We start from the raw sequence: 24,961 nt of genomic DNA, 5'->3' as shown, positions 1-24,961 counted from the left end.
AGCAGTTTTTTGCATAGATTTGCAATGTTTGGTTGATAAATGAAGGGCTCGAAACCAGGTTCAGATCAGCCAGACGATAGTTTTGCGCAAGCAAAGCCTACCGGAAGTGTTAGCGCACTTCCGTTTTTTGTTGGTTGACCTCTTCCTTTACTTCTTTACGATTGTTAAAGCGATCTTATGATTTTGGTTATCTAATGAACGTTGTTTTAATTATCTGTCAGCAATTAATATGCTTATGGCATCACCACCAGTCGCCTGCCCGCTTCCAGCCTGAAATGCACGTCTGACCGTTCCAACCCCGCCAGCACATCGGAAAGCTGCAGGTTGCGGCTCATTTCCCCGAAGAACTGCACATCCGGTACATTTCCTTCATACACTACCTGGAGATCATACCAGCGTTCCAGCTGGCGCAGCATGGCGTGCAGGCCTACGCCGTTAAAGTTGAACAGGCCGTTCTTCCAGGCCAGGGCAGTTTCCGTATCGGCCTGCGCCTGCAGTTGCAGTACACCTTTACCCGCCGCAACAGCCTGCTGGCCTGGCTTTAGCGTAACACTCGCATTGCCGGATGATACCCGCAAAGCGCCGCTGATCAACGTCGTGAAGCTACGCTGTTCGTTCGTATAGGCGTTAACGTTAAATGCCGTTCCTAATACAGTAAGGTCTTCGTTATTATTTACCTGCACGTGGAAAGGCTGGGCACTGTTCTGCCGGATGTCGAAATAGGCTTCGCCGGAAAGCTTTACCTGGCGAATGTCCCCGGTGAATGCTACCGGGAATTGCAGGGTGCTGCCGGCATTCATCCATACCTTGCTGCCATCAGGCAGTACCAGCTGGAACTGCCGGCCGTAGGGAGTGGACACGGTATTCCAGGATGCATCATTCGCTTTGCCGCTACCAGCCTCGTACTGCAGGGTATTGCCTTGCAGCACTACACGGGTGCCTTGCTGGCGGGCCACTACTCCATTGCCCATGCTATCCAGTGATACCTGCTGTCCGTTGGCCAGGGTAAGGATAGCGCCGTTGGACGCGGGGCCTACGTCTGCCAGTTGCCCGGTAAGTGGCTCCCGGGACCTTACAGGACGCTGCGCATGATGCAACCACCAGCCCCCCACGGCCACCAGCACGATGATGGCTGCAGCCCAACCCGCCCGGTGCAGCACCGGCACCTTCCGGCGCAAAGGCACAATGGCAGCATCTTTCAGCCTGTCGGCCGCCAGGATCTGGTCCGCCACCCTGGTCCATTTGCCCGCATCGTAAGCAGGTAGCATGCCCGGCTCCGGCAGGTATTGCTCCACAGCATCCAGCAGGGCGCCACTTTCATCGGCGGCCACCAGGGCTTGCAGTTCCTGTAGTTCGGCGTCGGATGCAGTTTGTGCCTGCATGCGGTCCAGGAGATATTTCAGGCGGCTTGTTGGTTCCATGTACTAATAAGACAAATAAGTGGAAGGATGGTACCGAAAAAAAGCAAAGTTCTTTTCACTACACCAGGAGATCGATCAAAATGGCCACCAGCAGGGGGTAGCCGGCATGCTGCAAGGCGGTGCGGATATTTTTGAGGGCCATCACCATCAGATTTTTAACCGTGCTGGCGGCAAGGCCCATTTGCTCCGCAATTTCCGCAATGCTAAGTCCCTGCTCTCGACTGAGCTGGTACACCAACTGCTGTTTGGCAGGCAGTTGCCTCACGGCCTGGTGGAGCAGGGCCAGTAGCTGGTGAAATTCGGCAAGCTCTTCAGCCGGCAATCCATGGGCATCCAGGGCCTGGCGGTATTCCACCACGTCCATGATCTTACTGCGCAATTGCTGGCGGCGCAGGTGGTTAATGGCCAGGAAGAAACAGATCTTCTTGATCCAGGCTTCGGGGTGCTCCACCTCGGTAAGCTGGTCGCGGGAAAGCCATACTTTCAGGAAGGTATCCTGCACCAGGTCGTCTGCTACGGCGGCAGATCCGGTAATACGGGCGGCCAGGGCCAGTAAGCGCGGGGCATGGTGATCCACCAGCTGGCGAAACGCCGCTTCACTCCCTTCCGCTACGCGGCGGTATAGCAGGTGTAGTTCCCCTGGATGCGATGCACTCAATTGGTTGGCATTAGAAATAATAGGCAGCGATAAAAAACATTCACGCCAACAAGTTATACTTTTAGGTTAATATTTAATAATCCGTTCATCACATCCTGCAGGAAGAAAAAAACCGCTGCGGAGAGCAGCGGCAATGAACTTACCATCTAATCCAGCGACGCCATCAACGGTTCCACCTCGATACATGTATACCATTTTTCGCTGTTGCAGCTAATGCATATACTACGTCACGTATTCGTTGTCACCTCATCCCAATCCTGCTCCTGGTACCGCACCAGCCAGTTAAGCGCATAATGCCTTTCATATACCACATCAGCGTTCAGATTTCCCCCGGGTGCCTGCTGCTCCAGGCGCGCCTGCACGCAAGCCCAGTGCATACGGTATGTTTGGTCCAGGGCATCCAGTATCTCATCCACGCTACGCGGGCGGGATTGAAACGTCATCATGGTGCGCGGTTGCCTGAGCATAAGTGCAATGATACCATCCACATCGCATATCTGTTCCGGATATGCCAGGTCTTTTACCAACCCCAGCGCCCAAAGCAGCACGTTCAGGCTTTCATAACGCCAGGCGCATAATGAAACCGCTTTGGCATCCAATTGCGCCATTTGGTAGTACCGGTCCTCTTCCGGAGAGAGTTCCTTCACGTCAAACTCCTTACGGGTGCCATCCAGGCGCTCCTTCGGCACGCCGGCACCCAGGGCGGCGGTAACCAGCAATGCATACGCTCTTTCAATAATAGTTTCCTGGGCGCGCAGGTTCGTCTCCCCGGCATCCGGCACGCAAGGCAAATGGGTATTCACGCGGATCCCTTTTTCCCGCAACAACGCCTCGGTGGCGGCTTTACGTGCCAACTGCGCATCCGTGGCAGGCTTTTGCCCGTCGAAATACTTACTGTCAATCTGTATATTTATCTCGCCGTCACCGGTACTCCCTTCCGCGTCCATGATGTTGCGGAACCGGCTGTCCTGGAATTGCGGCACACCGGTTTTATTGAGCGATGTTTTAACGTTTGCGAAAAGAACAGCGTCATAGTCCCGGGCCAGCTGTTGCAAAAATTCCTGAAATGCCGCAGACAGGTCCGGTCCCAGGCTGATAGCAACTTCTGCGTTTATTGTCTGTATCTTCCGGAGCAGGCGCTCCTTCACCGCACTGTCTTGTGCCTCGATACCGGCTACGAAATTGTACATACCCATGAGCTGCGCGGTAACCGGGCAGGTAGCGCGCTGCAACTGGTAGCCTGGCTGCTCCCGCTGGCGGTAACTAATGTCCAGGAAGCGGCGCCTACCCAGGAAACCGGAAGTGGTGGTTATTTCTATCTTTTGAGAGCCGTCTTGCACCTGGTTGCGGATCCTGGCCTGGGGAAAGGCTTCCCGGGCCTTGGCGAGGAGGCCTTCGTAATCGGGCCTGTGAAAGTAAAGTGTGTAGGTTTCCATGCTGCCTGGTAAACTGGGTGAAAGAGCAAGTTAGGAAACAAATGGGATTTCCGTAAGGCCTATCGCATCGCCCGCCGCCCGTTGTGAGACGATAGCCCCGGGCGTGTATCTTTGTTCAAAAATCCTTAACATATGATCAAAAAAACATTCCTACTTTTAGTTATCGCAACCTCGTTCATCTCCGGGTTCGCCCTTAACAACATTTTAAACAAATCAAGTAAACACCCCGCACCCATGAAACGCGTAACAGGCATTGGCGGTATCTTCTTCAAATGCAAAGATCCCCAACAAACAAAACTTTGGTACAAGACCCACCTGGGAATAGACGCCGGCGACTACGGCGCCACCTTCACCTGGCGGGAAGACACAGACTCTACGAAAAAAGGCCAAACCCTCTGGACCCCCTTTGCAGAAAAGAGCAAATACTTTGAGCCTTCCTCAAAAGATTTCATGATCAACTACCGCGTTGAAAACCTGGAAGCCCTTGTAGCCGAGCTCAAAAAAGAAAATGTAACTGTGCTCGATGAAATAGCCACATACGACTTCGGCAAGTTCGTGCACATCCTCGATGCAGAAGGCAATAAGATCGAACTATGGGAGCCCATCGATAAGCAGTAAGACCTACATAAGGGGCTGATCTACCTGCTTTAAAGGAAGCAAGATCCACAACCAAATCCAAATACGCGGTGCTCCTGGCAGGCGCACCGCTCCCTCCTTTTACGAAAACGATTTCGTGCCCAAACCCAATGCCAGCAGTGCTTTCTCCGAAAACGATTTCGTAAATAAACCTGCTGAAATATTAGTTAAATCCCCGGCACTGCCCGTACTTTGATCTTATAAATTCCACGAGCAAGTACTTTTATCACATTAGCACTACCACCTACACGCTTTTACATTTTTCAATAGTAAAGCCCGGATCAGACACGTAAAGCGCGCAGCCGCTACAGGCCTTCTCGTATCCATACTAACCGTAACGTTTCACTGCCCTTTGCGCGCATTACCCGCACGCAACCCGGCCTACCATTGCCCATACGCACCATTTACTTTATTGAGCATCGTTTTTTCAAACCTCAAACCATAAATTCCAGATTATGAAAAGGAACATCCTGTATGTATCTACCATGAGCTTCATCCTGGTGTTGTCAGCCGTGTTGTATGTCAGCTGCAGCAAGCAGGCTGCAAGCCCCAAAACCCAGGGCGACCAGGTATCCAGGCCCGCCGCTATTACCTCCTTTGTGCACCCTGGCGTGATCAATACTACCGCCAGCCTTGACTACATCGGCGGGCAGGCCAACAGTGGCAACACCGACCGCCTCAATGCCTACCAGAAAGTACTGGATTTTGTAAATAGCCAGTCTGTGCCCACCTCTTTCTATTCCACGGTGGTGGTAGGCTCCAATGGCGACTCCTCCCCCTCCAAAGACCAGATCCGCCGCGATGCCGTACTGGCCTATGCCCTGGCGCTTCGCTGGGCTAAGACCGGTACTGCTACCTATGCGCAGCAATGTATCCAGATCCTCAACGGCTGGGCCTACACCTTCCAGAACTACGCGCTGAAAAGCAGCACCACCAACCAGTACCAGCCTTCCCTGGAAGCCTCCTGGACCACGCCCAGCTTCGTAGCCGCCGCAGAGATCATGCGCTACTACAAGATCAATGGCGCCACCGGCAGCGGATGGTCTCAAACTGATATCAACCAGTTTAACAACTACCTGAACAACGTAAAGAACAACTATATCAACAACACCCCGGTGTATAACAATAACTGGAATGCTTCCATGGGCTATGCTAAAATGGCCATCGGCGTATTCCTGAACAGTGCAACGGTATACCAGAACGGCTACGACGCTATCACCCAATACATGCCCATCATCATTGGCTCCAACGGCTATATCAATGAAATGTGCGACCGCAACGACTGCGTGCACTACCAGTATTCTCTCACCGCATTTGCGTACGCAGCGGAAATAGCCACCATCCAGGGCGACAACTCCCTATGGACTTACAACAGCAGCTTGCTGAGCAAAGGATACGACTTCATGCGCACTGCCTACACCGGCGCTTATTGCGGCGTATGCTCCACTTCCAGCCCGGTATTCCCTGGCACCGAGGTAGCAAACCATCATTACAATACGGCTAACCTGAACTACCTGCGTGGCCTGCAGGATCCGCTGGGACTCACAGCAGACAAGACTTTCCTGGGCTTTACCACTTACACGCACTACAACGTGAGCGTGAGCGGGTTTTAATGATCACACCTGGTACAATTTTTCAACAGGGCAGCCATTACCGCTGCCCTGTTGCCGTTAAAGTTGCCGCGTGGCAATATAGAAATGATCTTCATCTACCGCAAAGTCATCTGCCTGTAGATGTGGGATGGTGATGGTTTTCCAGCTGGTGGTTGGATAAATGAACGCGGTTTTACCCGGCGCGCTACTCACTCTTACCGGCATATTAAAACCCGCTTCATCGGCTTTCCAACGGTAGCGTAGCTGTAACGATGCCCCCTGTTGCCGCAGGCTGTATTCCAGTACAGGAATGCTGGTGTGCTTCAGGTATTGATCAAAGAAAGCATGAAGATCTTTGCCGGTTTGCCGGCAGATGTAGTTTACCAGTTCGTCCGAAGAGAGGGTCTGGTAGCGGAAATGCGCCTGTATATCCCGCAACAATGCAAACCAGCGGGCATCGTCATTTAATACACTGCGGAAGGTGTGCAGCAGTAAACTGCCTTTGCTGTACATATCACCAATGTCGTAGTGGATGTGGTTTACATTGTACACCCCGGTAATGGGTTCTTTATTCTTCACACTGCCGCGTTCCGCATTACTGTATTCTATGGCAACAGCACGTCCCATGCGGTCTTCTACAAACAGGGACTCTGCATAAGTGGCAAACGCTTCATGCACCCACATATCTGCAATATCTTTTACGGTGATGGCATTGCCCCACCATTCATGCGCTACCTCGTGCCACAGGACGGTCGGAAAAAAAACAGCGTTGCTGTCTTTTAACACTTTACCAATGCACACCCCGCTCTGGTGCTCCATTTGGTAAGGGCTCTCCAGCAGCGTAAAGCCATCCCGCGGGAAAGGATACGGGCCAAAATCGCGCTCATATGCCTTCAGCATGGGCTTCACCTGGGCAAACATTTCCCGGGCCCGTTGCTCGTGCCAGGGCAGCACATAATAATCAAGGGTCAGCGTATCCTGTCCATTACGCACCAGGTAGTCCTGCCAATGCGTGTATTTACCAAAACAAAACGTGGCGCCGTAGTTATTGATGGGATAGGTCACTTTCCATTCAAAGCAGGTTTTATCCGGGCCTACAGCGGTTTTGGACATCAGGCGCCCGTTTGATATTTCGGTAAAGCCATTAGGTATCGTAATGCGGATCCGCATACTGTCCGGTTCATCGGACTGGTGGTCTTTGCAGGGCCACCACAAACTGGCCCCGGACCCCTGGCACACCATCTGTACCCATGGATTGCCCTCATCATCATGATCCCACAAAATACCGCCCCACATGGATCTCCGGGCATCGCTTTCCTGGGGCGCGCCTTCATAACTGATATATAATTCATCTTCCCCGCTTTGCAACGTTACGGGCAGTTGTACAAACACCGCGTCAAACGCCCGTGTGTACGGTACCGGTTGGCCACGGAATAAGATCGTATCGATCTTCATATTGGCATACAGGTCCACCTGCATACGACTGAAAGGCGCTACCACCTTGAATTTAATGCGGTTATTGCCCCGCAGGTAATGATGTGCAAGGTCAATGTCGGCGGCGAGGTCGTAGTACGCTACATCATAGCAGGTACGCAACGGCGTAAGCATACCGCGCAGGGTATCTGCAAGCGTAAAGCCATTTTCCCGGTTGGAGATATGCACGGTATCTGTCGAAACGCCCATCGTTACACTGTCCTGGGGTTTACGCAGGGAGTCCGGCAGTTCCGGTAAGATGAAATTATAATGCTCCCAGAAAGCAGTATCTGTATGCATGCTGATCTGGTTACCCACGGAGTTCACGCGGTCTGCCACATTGCCGGTAAAGGGGCGCGTGCTGTCCTTATTCACACCGGTTATTTGCAAGGTAAAATCTCCCGTCCAGGGTGCGTGGTGAAGATTGCGCCGTGGGCTGTTCACGTCCAGGTTCCAATGCCGCTGCATGCTGGATAAATACCACTTGCCTTTGTAAGGCTTATACGTCATGGATGTTTTGATGTTGGTAAAATCCAGCGTGGCATGCAGTATAAAAGACATGATGCTGTAGCCCACGCCACCTTTGCCGTGCTTGTTCACGTAGTCCAGGCCCTCCGGCGTAATACCCCAGTCGCAACGCACAATGGCTTTGCTGGCATCATCCAGGTAAAGGGTGCCGTAAAGCAGCGCTTTTTTTTGCGGCTTCCTGGGTTTTATGTCAATGACCACCAGGCTGGAACTGCCTTGCTGCAGGGTTTCCAGGTAGGTGTAATTATAATAACGGAAATTCCGCTCCGCCAGGAACGACCATTCACTCAGCGCAACCTTTTGAATATCTTCTGCCAGTGAGCTGTAAGCGGTGTTGGTAATGTTACTGATAAAACTGTGAAAGCGCGGGTCTCCATGATCATCCGTGCGGACCTTGCGCCCTTTTACGATCCGTACCTGGTCTTTGTACGAGGCCGTGGTATTGTAGGTTTTGAAAATATCCAACACGGATTCATTATAGTTCAGTGTATCGTCGCGCAGGCGGATATATTCTCGGTAAAAGGCCGTAAGCCGCACGCCGGCTGTGTCGTAATTCCGGGGAATGCGGGCCACCGCCTCCTTCACCAGGGCCAGCCCATCCACCGCCGTAACCGTTACTTCCGGCAGGTGCACAACCGCCTTTTCCAGGTGCAACGTCAGCGCGGCCCCATTGGCCGGCAGGGCGATGGTAAGCGGTTGATAACCCATTGATGTAATAAGCAATGAATCGGGTAGCAAATGCCCGGGGGCTTTAAATACAAACTCACCCGCTGCATTGCAAGCAGTGCCCACCCCGGCATTTTTCAATTGGAGGGTAGCGCCGGGAATGGCGGCATGGCCCCCGGCTTCCTGTACATGGCCGGAAAAGGTCACATATTTTTCCTGGGCCCGCAGCATGCGGATACCGCAAAAAAACAAACAAAGCGTAAGTACGAAACGGAAATGCATGAATCCTTTTTGCAGCAAAACAAGGATTTCACACGCGGTGCAACTACTCAAATCCGGATTTGAGTACTAATTCTCAATGCATGGGCTGCTTTTTTTCGCTGGACTGGCTGATATATTCCCGGGGCGACACACCAGTGACCTGTTTAAAACAACGCTGGAAGGTGGCCTGGGAATTAAAGCCGCATTCGTACGCAATACCCATGATGGTCATGTGCGCAAACGCAGCCTCCCCCACCTTCTGCCGGAAAGCATCCACGCGGTAGCCATTTATATATTCACTGAAGCTTTTTTGTGCATGCTGGTTCAGCACCGCGGAAATGGTCTTGGGCGCCAGTCCCGTGTGCCGGGCCAGTAAGGCCAGGTCCAGCGCAGGGTCCAGGTACAGCTTGTCCTGCTCCATGGCTTTCTGCAGCAAAGGCATCGCTTCCTGCACTACCTCCGCCGGTGGCGCTGCCGTCTTTTTTACCGGTGCAGGTGCCTGGGCGGGCAGCAGGTAACCTTTGATGCCCAGTGTATAGATCAGCGCTACCATCGGAATGTACACCGGGTACCAGTCAAAAGTATCGAGCATGAAATTGGTGGTGGCCGGTACCACGTACGGCACCAGGTATAAAAGCCAGATGACCTGGAAGGCACCGAAGCATGTAAGGAACTGCCGGAACCACCGCCTGCGGGCCGCATCCAGCTGCGTTTGGGTGGAAAGACAACGGTAACTCAGCCAGAGGTAAACGCTCACGGACATCCAGCGGGGAATGTCAGCGTATACATTATAATCATCAATGGCCTGCCCCCAGGGCCCGGGGCGGTTGGGCGTAAGGTTCAATAACAGCCCGGCCATGAAAGTGATGGCCATCAGCTGCGGGCCCCAATCGATGATCACCGGTGCAAAATGCCAGCGTTGCTTTTTGGACAGCCGGAAACCGGGTTCCACATTGGCACGGATATAAAAATAGATCAGCGGTCCCACCGGCATGACCATAATACCGGGGAAAAAATTGAGCAGGAAGCCCACCCAGGGTGTCCCGAAATCGGTCTCGCTCATCCAGAGATAACAATTGCAAAGCCCCAGCAGGAACAGTACCATGGCCAGGAAGCGGTTAGCCGGCTTTTGGTGGCGGGTGCGGAACAAAAGCACTCCGAGGATAAATCCCTGCAGGGCGCCTAATAATAATATGGTGTGGAATATGCTGGAAAACTTCATCGTCCCGCTGATCTTTTTGGGTGCATGTATTGTTATAAATTTCCAGTAAAAATCTGGCATCTGCAAGTTTTTACGTGTACCTCAACCATGCACAGGCAATGCTTCCTTCCTGCAATCCTTGTGGCCGGCCTTTTATGCCTGCTAAAATTCAGCAGCATCAACCCGTATTTTTTTTGTATACTTACATGCTACCACTGACGCTACTTGAATGGCAACCGATGTATTTCCGCTCTCTGCGGCCGCCGTTACGGAAGGACTCCGGAACCACGACCCGCTTGTATTCCAGCAATTGTACAATGCCTTCAGCGAGGAACTTTACCTGCTGGCATTCCGCTGGCTGAAAGACAGTGGCCTGTCCAGGGATATGGTGCACAATCTCTTCGTGCGCCTGTGGACGCAGGAGCCTCCCCCGGATATTCATGGCAATGTGCGCCATTACCTCTTCCGCTCCATTACCAATGCCTGCCTCAATGAACTAAAGCGGCAACAACGCCAGCTCGGGGACGACCTGCTGCAGTTTCATGCCGACCCGGACTCCCATTTTGAAACGGCCGACTATATATTATTACAACAGGAGCTGCTCCGCCACATCCGCAACCTGCCACCCCGGTGCCGGGAGATCTTTATCCTGAGCCGTATCCAGGGGATGGAGCCGGCTGAAATAGCCAGCCAGCTTGGCATTTCCCTGAATACCGTTTACTTTCAGCTCTCCCTGGCCCTGAAAGCGCTCCGCCCCATCCTGCTTTCAAAAAAAAATAAAGCATAGCATCAAAGTTTGGCGCTTGCCAGTTGTCTTATCATTATACGCATATGGAAAACGAACTGCATAAGGTTGTGATAGAGTACCTCTGTGATCCTGGAAACCAGGAGAAACGGGCAGCGGCTGAAGCCTGGATGAAAGGCTCCCCCGAGCGCGTTGCCCAGTACGAGGCAGCGCAGGCAGTGTGGGATGCCGGCGCTACCCTGCCACCGGATGCGTTTGACAAGTCTTCCGGCTGGGAAGTATTGCGGCATGAATTGCAGTTGCCGCAAACGGGAACGCCTGTACGTAAAATAAAACCCCGCCACACCTGGTGGAAAGTTGCCGCAGTAGCCATTCCCCTGCTGGCGCTGGCCGCCTATTTCCATAACATGCAACACCATGAAGAGGCCTATACCACCTACCGCAATACCGGTCCCGTGAACACGATAGACACACTGCAACTGTCCGATGGCAGCCAGGTATTCCTGCGTCCCGGCGCTTCGCTCCGGTACAATATGAACGGGCCTTCCAGGGATATTATCCTGCTGGATGGGGAGGCGTTTTTCCGCGTGGCTAAAGATGAGCAGCACCCCTTTAAACTGCGCGTAGCCGGCGGCCTTGTTCGTGTACTGGGCACTTCCTTCAATGTGAAAAAGACCAACGCCTACAGTGATGTAACCGTGCTGGATGGCAAAGTGAGTGTGGCGCACGATGCTGCACCACCGGTGATGCTCACCGCCGGCCAGCAGGCGGTTATAAAGGACGACCAGGTGACCCTGCAGCCCGGAAATTATGCCTACCGCTGCGGATGGAGCAACCATGACCTGCATTTCAATGACCAGCCGGTAGCCACGGTGCTGCAAACCCTGGGAGATTATTACCACGTAAGCCTGGCACTCCATGACAGCACCTTGCTCCGGAAACGCATCACCATCCGGTTCAACAACGTCCCGCTCAGCGAAGCCCTTCCTGTAATGGGCGAAATGCTGGACCGGCACGCAAGCCAGGTGTCTGACACTCAGTACATATTTACTAACAAATAAAAGCCACGCCGGAACACTGTTCCATGGATTTACTGTAGAGAAATAGACCAGGATTTATTCGCTGAACATTTTTTATCGATGTTATCAACCATGCGGCGGTAGCCGCACTAAATCGTATTGCCCTTCCGCAACCGCTATGGCGCAGGCTTTGGCCTACCTGCCCGCTTCGTGCTAGCGGAATGGCACGCCCCGTAATTGTGTTTCTCATGCATTTAAAACACGCTGCAACATGAAAAATTTTCCCTGTACGCTCCTGCTTTGCATGCTGCTAGGCTTTGTGCTGCCATCCCGTGCGCAGGATAAAACAGACGTACTGTCGCACAAAATATCGCTGGACGTGGCCAACCAGCCCGCCACTGCCATCCTGGAACTGATTGAAAAGCAGGCAGGCGTTTCCTTTGCCTATCCTAACCAGGTGATCGCCAACAAGAACACTTATACCATCCACCAGCAAAAGACTACCATCAGCCACGTACTGCAATTACTCTTTCCCGGTAACCAGTATACATTTAAGGCAGTGGGCGCCCATATCATCATTAAGCCGGCCGAAACCCACGCTGCCACCATGCCTGACACTTCCACGCCGCGCACCATCGACATGAACACGGTGGTAGTAACAGCACTGGGTATTGGCCGCGTGCAGCGCTCCCTGGGCTATGCTTTCACGGATGTGAAGGGCAGTGAGCTTACCAAAGTGCGGGAAACCAACCCCATTGAAGCACTGAGCGGCAAAGTGGCGGGCCTGGATGTAAACACCACCAATAGTGGTGTAGGCGGCTCTGTGAAGGTGACCCTGCGCGGTGTAAAGGTGATAGGGGGCGATAACCAGCCTTTGTATGTGATAGATGGTATTCCCATCAACAACTCCTCTCCCGGCCAGGCAGACACTTATGGTGGTTACGACCTGGGTGATGGTTCTTCCATCATCAACCCCGATGAAGTAGCCACGATCTCTGTACTGAAAGGTGGCGCGGCGGCAGCATTGTATGGTAGCCGCGCGGCAAACGGTGTGATCCTCATCACTACCAAGAAAGGCAGCCGCAAAGGACTGGAAGTAGAATTTACGTCCAATGCAGTAGTGGAAAAACTGGTGGACAGTTATGACTTCCAACAGGAATACGGCAGCGGCCGTGATGGCCTGCTACCGCGGGATGTAGCCACTGCACGCGGTTACTCCCAGGCCAGCTGGGGCCCAAAATTCAATGCAGACAGCATGGTGTGGCTATGGAACGGCAATAAAGTTCCTTATGTGAATGCGCACAATAATATCCAGCATTTCTTCCGCAACGGCCTTACCCTTACCAACTCCGTAGCGCTGGCCACCGGCACAGATAAAACACAGCTGCGCTTTACCTACACCAATATTCATAACGATGATATTGTGCCTAAGAGTGGCCTTACCCGTCATAACTTTTCGCTGCGCGGTACTTCCCAGCTCACGGATAAACTGAGCATGGATGCCAAGATCGCTTACCTCAACGAAAACGTGGACAACCGCCCTGCGCTTTCTGACAATCCGAACAACATTGGCTATGTGCTGAGTGGCGTAGCACCCAATATTAACATTGACTGGCTGAAAGACTATAAGGACCCTGCTACTGGTTATTACATTAACTGGAACAATAACACCTACCAGGTAAACCCTTACTGGGCCATCAATGAGCAGCCTAACAACAGCGTGCAGGACCGCCTCAACGGCTTTGTATTACTGAAATACCAGCTGCTTCCCTACCTGTCTGTCCAGGGCCGTACCGGTGAAGACTATTCCAAATTCAGCTTCCGTGAATTCATGGAATATTCCACGCCCTTCAACACTACGGGCGCCCTGAATATGAAAGACCGCACCCTGCGCGAGGTGAACAGTGAACTGATGATCAACTACGGCAAGCAGATCAAAAAATTCTGGACGGGTGCTAACCTCGGTATGAACCGCATGGACTTCCATGAAAACCTGCTGAACACCACCGGCCGCGATATCAGCACCATGGGCGTGAAAAGCATCAATAACTTCCAGACAAAACTCAGTAATGAAGTGCTGGGGCAGAAGCGCATCAACTCTGTATATGGCGCCATCAACCTGGCTTACGAAAGTATGCTGTACCTGGATATCACCGGGCGCAATGACTGGTCATCCACGCTGGCGGCGGGCAATAACGCTTTCTTCTATCCATCGGTATCCGGCAGCTTCGTCTTCTCTGAGCTGATACATAAGAACAGCGTGCTGGATTTTGGTAAACTGCGCTTTTCCCTGGCGCAAACCGGTACAGACGCCATTGACCCTTACCAGCTTAACCTCACTTACGGCAGCAACCCGGACATGCCTTCTGTAGGCGGCTATGCCATTGGTGGCGTGGCAGTGGATAAAGTACCGTTCAAAGACCTGAAGCCCAGCATCAGCAAATCATACGAAGCTGGCACCAACCTGGTATTCTTCAACAACCGGGTGAACCTGGATGTAACCTGGTATCAATCCAACACCCGCAACCAGATCCTGAGTGCGCCTATCTCTACCACCAGCGGCTATACCACGGCGGTGATCAATTCCGGCAACATCCGCAACCGCGGGCTGGAAGTAACGATGGCCCTGAAGCCGGTTGCCACCAGGCACTTCACGTGGGACGTGAGCCTCAACTATGCGCGTAACCGCAATAAGATCCTGGCACTCAGTCCCCTGGTATCGGGCTATTACACCCTGGCATCCGCCCGCTGGGCCAACGCCAGCATCGTGGCAAAAGAAGGCGATGAATACGGTACCATCGTAGGCCGCAAGTTCCTGCGGAACGACGCGGGTAAAATGGTCCTCGATGCCAACAACCTCCCGCAGTATGATGCCGTGGACCAGAAACTGGGCAATGGCCAGTACAAATGGATAGGCGGCCTGGCTAACCGTTTCACATATAAAAACATCTCGCTGAATGTGCTGCTGGATGTAAAACAAGGTGGCAATATCTACTCCATGACCAACCTGCTGGCCTACGCAAACGGCCGCCAGAAGGGCACTTTGCAAGGCCGTGAAGGATGGGCCGCCTCAGAAAAAGCAAGGCTGGCTGCGAATAAAACACCGGAAGAATGGACGGTGACCGGCGGCCTGCCGGTGAGTGGGGTACAACAGACCGGTACAGACGCAAATGGCAAGGCCGTGTACAGGGACGTCACAGCCTTTGTAAGCCCCCAGGCTTACTGGCAGCGGGTTACAGACAACATCCCGGAGCCTTTTATCTATGATGCATCGTTTGTAAAGATCCGCTCCATGAGCCTGGATTATACATTTCCTAAATCCATGTTCAGCGGCAGTATCCTGAGGGAGTTGTCTCTTTCCGTGGTAGCACGCAACCTGATCACCATCAGCAAACACGTACCGAACGTAGACCCGGAGTCCAGCTACAACAATGGTAACGGGCAAGGATTTGAATATGGGTCCCTGCCTACCCGCCGCTCTTATGGTCTTAATCTTTTTGCAAAATTCTAAACTGGAAACAATGAGACGTAACAAGCATACTTCCCTTCTCTTTTTAGGTACGGCATTGTTCTTCAGCAGTTGCACCAAGAACTTCGATACCATCAATACAGATCCCACCAAAGGCGCCAGTATAGCGCCGGGGCAGCAACTGGCATCTGCCGCTTATTACCTGGATGGTGGCCGTGAAATGGGTTATCCTAACCTGTACCTGATGCTACCCAGGGTGCAGTATGTAAATGGCAGCTGGGGCATGCGTTCCGGCACCAAGTATATCCGCAATGATTTCTACAATGACCGGGTGTGGGAAACCTTCTATGGCAAAAGCGGCAAGCAGCTGGTAGACATGCTGGAACGTATCAAAGGTGATACTGCACTGGTGAACTATGCCGCCGCGGGCCGCATCCTGAAAGTGTACATCTTCTCTGTACTCACCGACAACTATGGTGATATCCCTTACACGCAGGCAGGCCAGGCTTACTATGAAAAAGTATATACCCCTGCCTATGACAAGCAACAGGATATCTACAACGATTTTTTCAAAGAACTGGATGAAGCCACCGCGCAATTCAATGCTAACAGTGAAGCCATTGACAATGATATTGTGTACAATGGGGACCTTGGCAAATGGAAACACCTGGCCAATTCCCTGCGCCTCCGCCTGGCCATGCGCCTTACCAAAAGAGATGCCGCTACCGCGGAAGCCCAGGTAAAAAAGGCCGTAGCCGCTGGTGTAATGCAAACAGCGGAAGATAATTTCCGCATGGTGCACGAAGCTTACAACTTCCCGGACCTGCGTGGCAATGGCCTCAGCCAGGCCTTGCAGGAAGAGCAGACCTACAATTATACCATTGGCTGCAATACCTTTGTGGACTACCTGAAGCAGGAAAATGATCCGCGCATTGCCGCTTTCTTTGTAAACAGGGATGCAAACGGCAAGGACATTACCAGCAAGACAAACTACCTGTCCATCAAGCCAGGCCTGTACTGGTGGGATGACTGGGCAGACTTCATCGCGGCAGATGGCACAGATATTCCCCAGGGTAACAAGTACACGCTGATAGCGCCGCCCTTCTATCAACTGCAGGCCCCCTTCCTGCACATGGGTATTGCAGAAACAGAGTTCCTGCTGGCGGAAGCTGCCTCTCGTGGCTGGATAGCGGAAGATGCCAATGCCCACTACCAGGCAGGCATCCGCGATGCCATGCAGCAGCTGGACATGTACCCCGGCATGGTCCCGGTGAGCGGCACTGAGGTGGACAATTTCGTACAGGCGCACCCGTTAGACGCCACTAAAGCCATTGAGCAGATCAATATGCAAAAATGGGTGGCCCTGTTCCCGAATGGGTACGAGGCTTTTGCCAACCAACGCCGCAGCGGATACCCGGTACTGGCAGCAGTGGATGATGTGGGCGGGGAATCTGAGACGGGTTCCAAGCCATACCTCCGGCTCTTTTACCCCAGCACAGAAGCCTTTAATAACACGCAAAATTATAACGACGCCATTGGCCGCATCGGTGGTAAGAACGACTGGATGCAACCGGTATGGTGGGATAAACAATAAACAGATATGATCAAGTACTGGACTGCACTGGCCTGTATATATTTGCTGACCAGCTGCAGCAAAAAAACAAACGGACAGGTAATACCGGGTACCGCCCGGGCGCATATCCTTGGCTATTGCATGCGCCAGGATACATGGGCCGCAGCCGTAAGCCAACTGGACCTGTCCAGGCTTACTGATTTAAACCTCGCCTTCTTCAACCCCACCGCTGATGGCAGTTTCAGCGCCTGCAACATGGCAGACCTGCAACAGGTGATAACATCGGCGCATGCGGCTAACGTACGCGTATACCTGGCCATTGGCGGCGGCGATCCGCCACCCACTATGGCAGACTGGATGGCGGCAGACAAGCGCCATACACTGATAGCCAACATCGTATCACTGGCCCATGCAGTGAACGCAGACGGTGTGGACGCAGACCTTGAAAACACGCTGATCGTGGCAGACACCGCACGCTACGCGGCTTTCATAGCAGCCTTGCAAACCGCACTGCATGCGCAGCAAAAACTCCTTAGTTCCGCCCAGGTGTACTGGAGCAGCACGCGCCAGTATATTTCAGACGCTACCCTGCAAAGGTTCGATTACATCAATATCATGTCCTATGACTCCACCGGTTTCTGGGATCCATCGCGCCCGGGGCCACACGCCAGTTATTCCATGGCCGTACGCGACCTCAATTTCTACCTGGACAGGGGCATTCCTGGTTCCAAACTCCTGCTGGGCGTACCATTTTACGGGTACGCATTTGGGCCGGGTTTTCCACCCACCGGTGCTACTGCCAGCTTCAATTACAAGGACCTGGTGCGCACCTACCCCGGCGCGGAGAACAGCGACAGTATCGTGGTGAAAGACAAGGGCACTATTTATTACAACGGCGTTCCTACTATACAAGCCAAGGTAGCTTATGCCAAAAGCCGGAACGCCGCCGGTATCATGATCTGGGAACTGCACCAGGACCTGCCCGCCAGCGACCCGGGGTCATTGCTGACAACCATTTACAATAGCCTGTACTGATATAACCCACATACCCTTTGCCAATTGGAGAGCTCCCGCGGTATGCGGGGGCTTTCTCTTTTTGTAAAAAAACAGGATCAGTAAAAAGTACCATAAATCCCCTGTTATTTACCGGCCCCTCCGGTACATCCTTGCTACCTTTGGTTCAACAAACAACACCATGGCAAAGCCCGTACTACCAACGTATAGCATTTGCAGCCTTACTGAAACGCCGCTGCTGCCCAGCGATTTCATGACAGACCGCCTGGACCATTACCTGGATACGCACCGTGATCTGCACTTCCCGCACAAACATGACTTTTATCATTTTGTATACTTTGCCACCGGCAGTGGCAAACACAGCATCGATTTTGTACCATTCCCGGTAAAGGCCGGCCAGGTCTACTGCATGGCGCCCGGACAGGTGCATACCTGGGAGTTCAGGGGCAGGCCCACCGGTTATATCATCAATTTTTCCGCGGCTTTCCTGGATGCATTTTTGAATAATGCGCGCTTCCTGGAGCAATTCAGTTTCTTTTCCGGCAATGCCGCAGAACAGGTGATCCAATTACCCGGCGGCATGCAACAGGAAATTTCACAGGTGCTGGAATCTTTATTGAAAGAAGATAAAGCCGCGCTACCAGGTCAGCAGGATATGCTGCGCACCTTGCTGGTGCAGTTGTTCCTGCTGTTGAACCGGCAGGTGACCAAGGGAACACCGCGCCCGCAAAGCCCATACAATTCTTTACTGTTGCGCAATTTCCAGCAACTCATTGCACAGCACTACAAAGAAAAGAAGCTCACCAAAGACTACGCGGCACTCCTCTATGTAACGCCCAACCATCTCAATGCACTGGCCAAAGACCTCACCGGCCGCTCTGCCGGGGAGCTGATCCGCGACCGCGTGATCCTGGAAGCCAAGCGCCTGCTCATCAATGCAGACCTGAGCATTGCCGCCATTGCGGACACGCTGGACTTTGCAGACAATTCCTATTTCTCTAAATTCTTCCGCAAGTACACCGGCACTACGCCGGAAGCTTTCCGGAAAGACAACATACACAACGCTTAAAACTGATCTTATATGTCAACGCACAGCCACTCCCACGATCATGAGGCGGCCCGCCATCCCAGTTTCTTCAACCTTTTCAAATGCAAATGCCCCCGCTGCCGCGAGGGTGATATGTTCGTGAATAAAAATCCTTACAACCTGAAAGAAACGATGAAGATGAACCGGTACTGCCCGGTGTGCGGGCAGCCGCTCAACATTGAAGTGGGTTTTTACTTCGGCTCCGGCTACGTGAGCTATGCACTGGCAGTAGCGGTGAGCGTGGCTACCTTTATAGCGTATTGGGTGCTGGCGGGCTTCTCCGTGTACGACAACAGTATTTTTATATGGCTGGGCATCAATGCGGTGGTATTGGTACTTTGCCAGCCTTATCTCATGCGCGTGGCGCGCACCGGCTGGCTGGCCTTCTTTGTAGGTTATGAACCTAACTGGCGCAGTATACCGCCGGATAACCCCGAGCGCCTCAACGACAGCCAGGAAGGCTCCTGGTAATTTAATAGGAAGGCTTATCCGTGAGCGCCTGCATAAAGGCCACCAGGGCCTTTTTTTCATTGGCGGACAGCTGTAAGGGGGTGGCGGCCAGGGTTTGGTTACTGGCATGCATACCGCCCCGGTCGTAAAACTCCACTACCTGCTCCAGGCTATGAAAAGCACCGTGGTGAAGATAAGGGCCGGTTACCGCGGCATTGCGCACCGTAGGGGTTTTAAAAGCGCCTTTATAGAAATCGATCCTGAAAAAATCATACCGGCCCAGGTCCGTATCTGCACTGCGTTTCACCAGGTTTTCCGTAAGCGGGGCCGCCAGCACTTCAAATTCTGTTCTATTGTACAAGGGCGGTGTAAGCCCGTTGAACACGGGTGCAAAATGACAAGTGCCGCATTGGGCCTTGCCCATAAAAATATTAAAGCCATGTTGCTGTAGCGGCGTCATGGCTTTTTTATCACCTTGCAAGTAGGTATCAAAAGCAGCACTAAAAGGCCTTAGTGTACGGATGTAAGCCGCCAGGGCACGCGTAACGGTGCCCATGCTGTCCAGGCGCAGGCGATGAAGCACACTGTCATCGCAGGCATTCATTTCATCAGGATTATGCATAACGGCCAGTACCTGCTCTTCCAGGCTTTTAACACGCCCGTCCCAGAACTGGGAATATTGAAAACAACTGTACAGGAGTGTAGGTGTATTGCGGGGCAACTTACCGCCGTTCAGAGCAGTATTGCGTTCCAGCCCGTCTGTAAAATAGCGGTCCGGCTGGTGGCAGGTGGCACAGCTACGGTCGTTGTGGCCGGATAAAGCTTTGTTGAAGAATAAGGACCTGCCTTGCTTTACCAGCATGGTATCTGTATTGCTGCCGCCCGGGAAAGCTTTCATGGAAAAGGCATCAGCGCTGAAAAGGTTGTCAGCAGCGGGGTTCAGCGTAACAGCCGTATTCAGTTCAAGCTGCTGCGTGGCAGCAAAGGTGCGTAGTTGTCTTTGCAGGGGAATGGCGTAATCTGCTAAAAATGTAAGCCGGTTAAAATGATCAAAGGAGGTGTCTTGTTGCAAATAGTGAATGTTACGGGTGATGCCTGCTTCCGCACTGTCCGCATCAAACATGGTGTACACGGAGTCTAATGCCTGTAGTGCCGCGATGGCTTCACGCAATCCGCTCTTTGCCATCGGCGCATCGTACCCGCTGATGTACAGGCTCATGATCCGCACCAGTTCCAGGCGGGTACTTTCCAGTATCTGTGCATCGGTGGCGGTGAAGTGGTAGAACAGGCCGGGAATATCCCGGGCAGAGCTGGCTATTACCTGTGCTTCCTCCACCATAGCGGGTTTACGGACACAGGCGCTATCGTCATATAACAGGGCTTCCAGCTGCTGCAGGCCTACCGGTTGTTCATACTCCATGAAAGGCTCTTCTATCTCGTATTTAGCGGGGCTGTTGAATACGTAGGCTTCACTGCTGAAAAAGTATTCCAGGAAAAATGCCAGTTGCTTGTACTGCACCCGGCAGGCGGCCAGGTCTTCGCGGGCCTGGTGCAGGGTTTTGGGATAGCGGCCATCAAGGGCTGCAACGCTTTGCTCCAGCTGGCGGGCGCTGGCTGCAAAGGCCTGCTGCCGGCGCGTTAAAAAGCCCAGCACACGGGCGGTATGGGACGCAGGTGGCAATGACCATGCAATGATGGCCCAAATCAACAATACTGCACCTGCGCCTTTCCGCACCCATTGCATACACAAAACTATTTCGAAGCGATCACTGTAAACGTATCTTCCAGGCAATTTTGTTTGTCCCTCACCTTGTACACCTTCGTACCAGCCTGGGGCTGAATGGTAATACTGCGGCCCGTTTGTGCCTGCCCGCTCCAGCTGTAACTGCCCACGTAAGAGGCCGTAAGCGTAAGCGGCGTGCCCGCTTTCACATGCAGCACGTTATGCCGGTTTACATTTTTCATCAAAGTAAAATGGTCCCTGATCACGCCATCTGCACAGATCCATTTCAGGTCCAGCCGGTTGCCCTGCACTTCCAGCAGGGAGGCGCCCCCCTGGTCTGCATTGGAATAGTACATGGCATCGTGGGGGAAGCTGGGTTGCTTTCCACCCAATTTACCAGCAGAGCCGCTCACCACGTATACGGTACCGCGGCCGGTGCTGTCTTTGATATAAGGACAAGCATTATCACTACCGTCGTACAGGCCGGAAGAGTTACTGAGGTTATGTTTTGCGGCGCTGAAAGTAGCCTCAAAACCGTAGTGGCCCTGGATAAGGCGGGTGCGCTCATAATCGTGGCTATGGCCACATAGCACCAGGTCCACCCCTTCCCTTTCCAGGATGCGGATAAAGTTTTGGCGGATGTAGGTCAGTTCATCCGTGTCATCAGAGCTATGAGACCCCATGGTATAGGGCGGATGATGCCAGTAGGCCACAACCCAGTCTTTGTTCTTATTGGCGGCCAGGTCTTTCTTCACCCACTGGACCTGCGGCCCCAGGGTATCATAGAGACGATATTGGCCATCTTCCATGCCGTAAGAATCAAGGGACAGGAAGTGCACGTTGCCAACATCAAAAGAATAAAATGCCGGTGTACCGGAAGCAAGCCCGCCGGCCTCGCCTTCCACTGGCATGGTGAAGTTCTGGTAATAAGCGGTCTGGTGGCTCTTTTGCGCCGCTTCAGACGCACCGGGAAAATCCTTGTCGTTGTAATCATGATTGCCCGGGCAGGGATACAACGGGTAATGTTTCAGCAGGTCGTCCTTATAGATATTAAAGAACTTGCTCTGGAACTCCGCATCTGTGCCGCTTCCATAGGCATTGTCGCCGAGGAGCACCCAGGCATCCAGGTAATTGTCCCCTAAATATTTCAGCATGGCGTTGCGCACATTGCGCTGGTTCACGGAATTGTTACCACAATCGCCAAAGGCTGCAATGCGGTACATGCCTTCCTTACCGGCTTCCGGCAGGGTATAAAAATAATTGTCAGCGTTGCCCTGCAACACGCTTTTAAAACTGCCAAAGCTGTAATAATAACGCGTATGGGGCTGCAGGCCGCTGATCTTTACGCTATGTTCCGTACGCAGCAGGCTATCGTCCACTACATGATCCAGCTGGCCTGCCTCCGTGCCAAAATGCACGCGGCTGCGGGTAGCAAGATCGGTACGCCAGCGGATCACCATGCTGGTGCCGGTACCCGCCTGGAGGTAAGGCCCTCTCAGCAGCGCTGCCGGTGTGGCGTCCGGGTCATCTACCTGTGCAAAGGCGCCCACACCGGTAAAGAGGGCCCCCACTAACATGCACGCACGTATGAATTTTGTCATTCCTTTTTGCCGTGAAATAATGGTTAAATTCTTAGATAGTTAAATTGTCAAATTGTTAAATCATTGGATTGCCGGTTACCGGTGCTTGCCATGCTTACGCAGGTAAGCCAGTAACGCTTCGGGATAGTTGGTTTGGATCACGTTGATCTGCTGCTTTTTGCAAAGCGCATCAAAGCCACTGCCGGGGCGCACTTCCTCCATGTCATCATAATCGCCCAGTGCATTGGCCCACACCCTTACGTGTGCGTTACGGATGGTGGCCATCAGGCTATCGCTGTAAAAACTGTCATCCACGTGCAGCACAGGAAAATGCCGCATTTGCAGTACCTGTTCCACTTCCCGCGCGTTGTGCACGCGGGGCATAACAGGCAGCGTGGAGTCCAGCGCCAGGGCCGGGGCTATATCTGCCACATCATACACGAAGAAGAGCACCTGCTTTTGCATACCATATTTTGCCACCAGCTTGTACACGGAGGTGCGGGCGCTTTCCGTTTCCGCTTTAAAATCAATATCGATCATAATGCGGTCCTTAGCGGCCAGCAGCGCGGCTTCAAAAGTGGGGATACGCTCTGCCGTAGCCAGCGTATCGCCCAGTTTCAGGAAAAGCCCGCCCAGTTGCGCGTAGGTAAGGTCTTCCACCTTGCCTTTACCCGTGGTGGTGCGGTCTACTTTACTGTCGTGCATCAATACCAGCTGCCCATCCTTTGTTTCCCTCACGTCCAGCTCTACGATGTCTATACCAGCCCTGATGGCGGCGCGGATGGCACCCAGGGAATTTTCCGGCGAGTGTGCATGGTCTGCCCGGTGGGCCGATACCAGGATGTGCTCCGGGTGATGATAGAAGTCGTCGATGATCTTGTCTGCAGGCGTTAGCAACATACCCGCAATGCAAAGTGACAGGAGTAAACTACGCATGCGTTATTTTTTCAGGTACCACATTAAAGTTGTTGTCTTATCCGCACCCTGGGTAGCTACAGCTTTGTTGTAGTTATCCGCATTCAACGATGTTTCCAGCGTAGGATACAGGTAACGCGCAGGAATGGTGCGGAGGGCACTGAGCGGGCCCAGTGTAAAGGCGGGCAGCCCGGTACGGCGGTTATCAAACCAGCCTTCAAAGCCCTTCATAAACCCGGCAATCCATTTTTGCTGGATGAGCTGCTTCAGTGTGCCATCATACGCTACGCCCGGTTGCTTCAGGTAGCTGTCCTGGGCGGCACCGTCAATCTTGTAAGCACCCATGGAACCCCTGATACCTTTCTCATACAGCGTTTGCGCGGTTTCACCTTTTACCGTTACGCCACCTTGCTGCGCTGCTTCTGCGAGGATAAAGCATTGTTCTGCGTAGGTCATCAGGCTGGCTTTCAGCAGGGGATCTGCATTGCTGAAGAACAGCGGCGCCAGTTCAGAGATATGCGCCTCACCCCCATTGTAATCATACGGGGCGGGGATGGCGTTTGGTACGCCTACATATTTGTTACCGTCCACTGTATAGCCGGTGGCCTGTTCTACCGGGGCAATCCATACCGGCAGGCGGGGATCATTCAATGACAGCAGCGCGTCCACCAGTTCTTTACTGGGCTTGTATTTCTGCGTTTCTGTTACACTGTTCACCAGGTTGCCGCCAGGCCAGCTGTCAGACTTGGTTTTGCCGAGGTAAGGAATGCAGGCCTCTTCTTCAAACGTGGTAAAGAGCGGGAAGCGGCTGGCATCGTTCAGCATGTCCTGCATCTGGGTAAATGCGGTCTTATCTTTGGAAGAGATACGCATCAGCAGGCGCAGGTGCAGCGCGTTGGCAAATTTCCTCCATTTCAGGAGGTTGCCACCATACATGATATCGTAGGTCTTGTCCACGTCCAGGGTGGCATTGGCCAGGCTGTCATTGGCCGCCGTGAGCCTTTTCAACAGGTCTGTGTAGATATCCTGTTGCGCATCATACCTGGGATGCACATTGGCGTTCTCTTTCAGCTGCAGCGCTTCACTGTAAGGGCAATCGCCATACAGGTCTGTGATGCGGGAAAAATTGAATGCGCGGAGAATTTCAGACACCGCCATATACTGGCCCTGGTGCTGCGTTTTGGCAAAGTTGTACAGTTGGTAGTTAAGTGACAGCGTATTGTAATAGCCATCCCAGGTTACGGAAGACCAGCCAAAGAGGTCATCTGCCTCGTTGCGTACTTTGGTGAAATAACGGCCGGCTTCACCGGGTTTGTCCATGTAGGCATCGTCCTGGTAAGTGTAGGCGCTGTTTACCAGCACGGTAGACAGCAAGTACTGCGGGTTCAGCGAGGTGGCCGTGTTAGGATCTGTATTGATCTTCACGAAATCCTTGCGGCAGGCGCCCAGCAAAAGCGAGCCGCCGATAATCGATATTGTAATGAGTAACTTTCTCATGATGCGCTGCGTAAGAG

The 24,961-nt window shown here is 52.9% G+C and carries 18 protein-coding genes; 9 read left to right on the top strand and 9 right to left on the bottom strand.

Features of this window, described 5'->3' with window-relative positions; translation table 11 throughout:
* Positions 1-233: 233 nt before the first annotated feature.
* From DCC81_RS19205 to DCC81_RS19195, 3 genes are all read right to left on the bottom strand, one after another.
* Positions 234-1,421 carry a FecR family protein gene (locus DCC81_RS19205; protein ID WP_108688188.1) on the bottom strand — a complete coding sequence of 396 codons (1,188 nt, stop codon included), beginning with the start codon at positions 1,419-1,421 and terminating at the stop codon, positions 234-236.
* Positions 1,422-1,479: 58 nt separating this feature from the next.
* On the bottom strand, positions 1,480-2,079 hold the full coding sequence (locus DCC81_RS19200; protein ID WP_165806651.1) for an RNA polymerase sigma factor: 600 nt from the start codon (positions 2,077-2,079) through the stop codon (positions 1,480-1,482).
* 227 nt (positions 2,080-2,306) lie between these two features.
* Entirely contained in the window at positions 2,307-3,515 is a 1,209-nt protein-coding gene (locus DCC81_RS19195; RefSeq protein ID WP_108688186.1) for a DUF4272 domain-containing protein, read from the bottom strand.
* A gap of 234 nt (positions 3,516-3,749) precedes the next feature.
* Between DCC81_RS19195 and DCC81_RS19190 the strand changes: the two genes are divergently transcribed.
* Positions 3,750-4,133 carry a VOC family protein gene (locus DCC81_RS19190; RefSeq protein WP_108688185.1) on the top strand — a complete coding sequence of 128 codons (384 nt, stop codon included), beginning with the start codon at positions 3,750-3,752 and terminating at the stop codon, positions 4,131-4,133.
* Positions 4,134-4,606: 473 nt separating this feature from the next.
* A complete protein-coding gene (locus DCC81_RS19185; RefSeq protein WP_108688184.1) occupies positions 4,607-5,764 on the top strand; it encodes an alginate lyase family protein in 1,158 nt (385 codons plus the stop codon).
* A gap of 57 nt (positions 5,765-5,821) precedes the next feature.
* On the opposite strand, the gene DCC81_RS19180 is transcribed toward DCC81_RS19185, so the two are convergent.
* Both DCC81_RS19180 and DCC81_RS19175 read right to left on the bottom strand, forming a co-directional pair.
* Entirely contained in the window at positions 5,822-8,692 is a 2,871-nt protein-coding gene (locus DCC81_RS19180; RefSeq protein ID WP_133177724.1) for a M1 family aminopeptidase, read from the bottom strand.
* A 73-nt stretch (positions 8,693-8,765) separates the two neighbouring features.
* The gene (locus tag DCC81_RS19175; protein WP_165806650.1) at positions 8,766-9,893 is read right to left on the bottom strand and encodes a helix-turn-helix domain-containing protein; all 1,128 of its coding nucleotides are present in this window, start codon (positions 9,891-9,893) and stop codon (positions 8,766-8,768) included.
* A gap of 208 nt (positions 9,894-10,101) precedes the next feature.
* Between DCC81_RS19175 and DCC81_RS19170 the strand changes: the two genes are divergently transcribed.
* The 7 genes from DCC81_RS19170 (at position 10,102) to DCC81_RS19140 (ending at position 19,250) form a co-directional block, all read left to right on the top strand.
* Positions 10,102-10,659 carry an RNA polymerase sigma factor gene (locus DCC81_RS19170; protein WP_108688181.1) on the top strand — a complete coding sequence of 186 codons (558 nt, stop codon included), beginning with the start codon at positions 10,102-10,104 and terminating at the stop codon, positions 10,657-10,659.
* A 44-nt stretch (positions 10,660-10,703) separates the two neighbouring features.
* Positions 10,704-11,678 carry a FecR family protein gene (locus DCC81_RS19165; RefSeq protein WP_108688180.1) on the top strand — a complete coding sequence of 325 codons (975 nt, stop codon included), beginning with the start codon at positions 10,704-10,706 and terminating at the stop codon, positions 11,676-11,678.
* A gap of 229 nt (positions 11,679-11,907) precedes the next feature.
* On the top strand, positions 11,908-15,147 hold the full coding sequence (locus DCC81_RS19160; protein WP_108688179.1) for a SusC/RagA family TonB-linked outer membrane protein: 3,240 nt from the start codon (positions 11,908-11,910) through the stop codon (positions 15,145-15,147).
* Between the two features lie 10 nt (positions 15,148-15,157).
* Positions 15,158-16,699, top strand: coding sequence for a SusD/RagB family nutrient-binding outer membrane lipoprotein (locus DCC81_RS19155; RefSeq protein ID WP_165806649.1), 1,542 nt, complete (start codon positions 15,158-15,160; stop codon positions 16,697-16,699).
* Positions 16,700-16,705: 6 nt separating this feature from the next.
* A complete protein-coding gene (locus DCC81_RS19150; protein WP_108688177.1) occupies positions 16,706-17,713 on the top strand; it encodes a glycosyl hydrolase family 18 protein in 1,008 nt (335 codons plus the stop codon).
* A 160-nt stretch (positions 17,714-17,873) separates the two neighbouring features.
* A complete protein-coding gene (locus tag DCC81_RS19145) occupies positions 17,874-18,761 on the top strand; it encodes an AraC family transcriptional regulator (protein WP_108688176.1) in 888 nt (295 codons plus the stop codon).
* A gap of 12 nt (positions 18,762-18,773) precedes the next feature.
* A complete protein-coding gene (locus DCC81_RS19140; RefSeq protein WP_108688175.1) occupies positions 18,774-19,250 on the top strand; it encodes a DUF983 domain-containing protein in 477 nt (158 codons plus the stop codon).
* Position 19,251: 1 nt separating this feature from the next.
* Here the strand turns inward: DCC81_RS19140 and DCC81_RS19135 are convergent, their stop codons facing one another.
* The 4 genes from DCC81_RS19135 to DCC81_RS19120 form a co-directional block, all read right to left on the bottom strand.
* Positions 19,252-20,973: a cytochrome-c peroxidase gene (locus tag DCC81_RS19135; RefSeq protein ID WP_205686369.1), complete on the bottom strand. Its 1,722-nt coding sequence runs from the start codon at positions 20,971-20,973 to the stop codon at positions 19,252-19,254.
* 8 nt (positions 20,974-20,981) lie between these two features.
* The gene (locus DCC81_RS19130; protein ID WP_108688174.1) at positions 20,982-22,553 is read right to left on the bottom strand and encodes a purple acid phosphatase family protein; all 1,572 of its coding nucleotides are present in this window, start codon (positions 22,551-22,553) and stop codon (positions 20,982-20,984) included.
* Between the two features lie 75 nt (positions 22,554-22,628).
* Complete coding sequence (locus DCC81_RS19125; RefSeq protein WP_108688173.1) at positions 22,629-23,468, bottom strand: glycerophosphodiester phosphodiesterase family protein; 840 nt, start codon at positions 23,466-23,468, stop codon at positions 22,629-22,631.
* Positions 23,469-23,471: 3 nt separating this feature from the next.
* Positions 23,472-24,944, bottom strand: coding sequence for a SusD/RagB family nutrient-binding outer membrane lipoprotein (locus tag DCC81_RS19120; protein WP_108688172.1), 1,473 nt, complete (start codon positions 24,942-24,944; stop codon positions 23,472-23,474).
* Between the last annotated feature and the right edge of the window lie 17 nt (positions 24,945-24,961).

This window comes from Chitinophaga parva, from assembly GCF_003071345.1.
GTDB lineage: Bacteria > Bacteroidota > Bacteroidia > Chitinophagales > Chitinophagaceae > Chitinophaga > Chitinophaga parva.
Note: the sequence above shows the minus strand (reverse complement) of the source record. Positions and strands in the feature narration are given on the sequence as shown.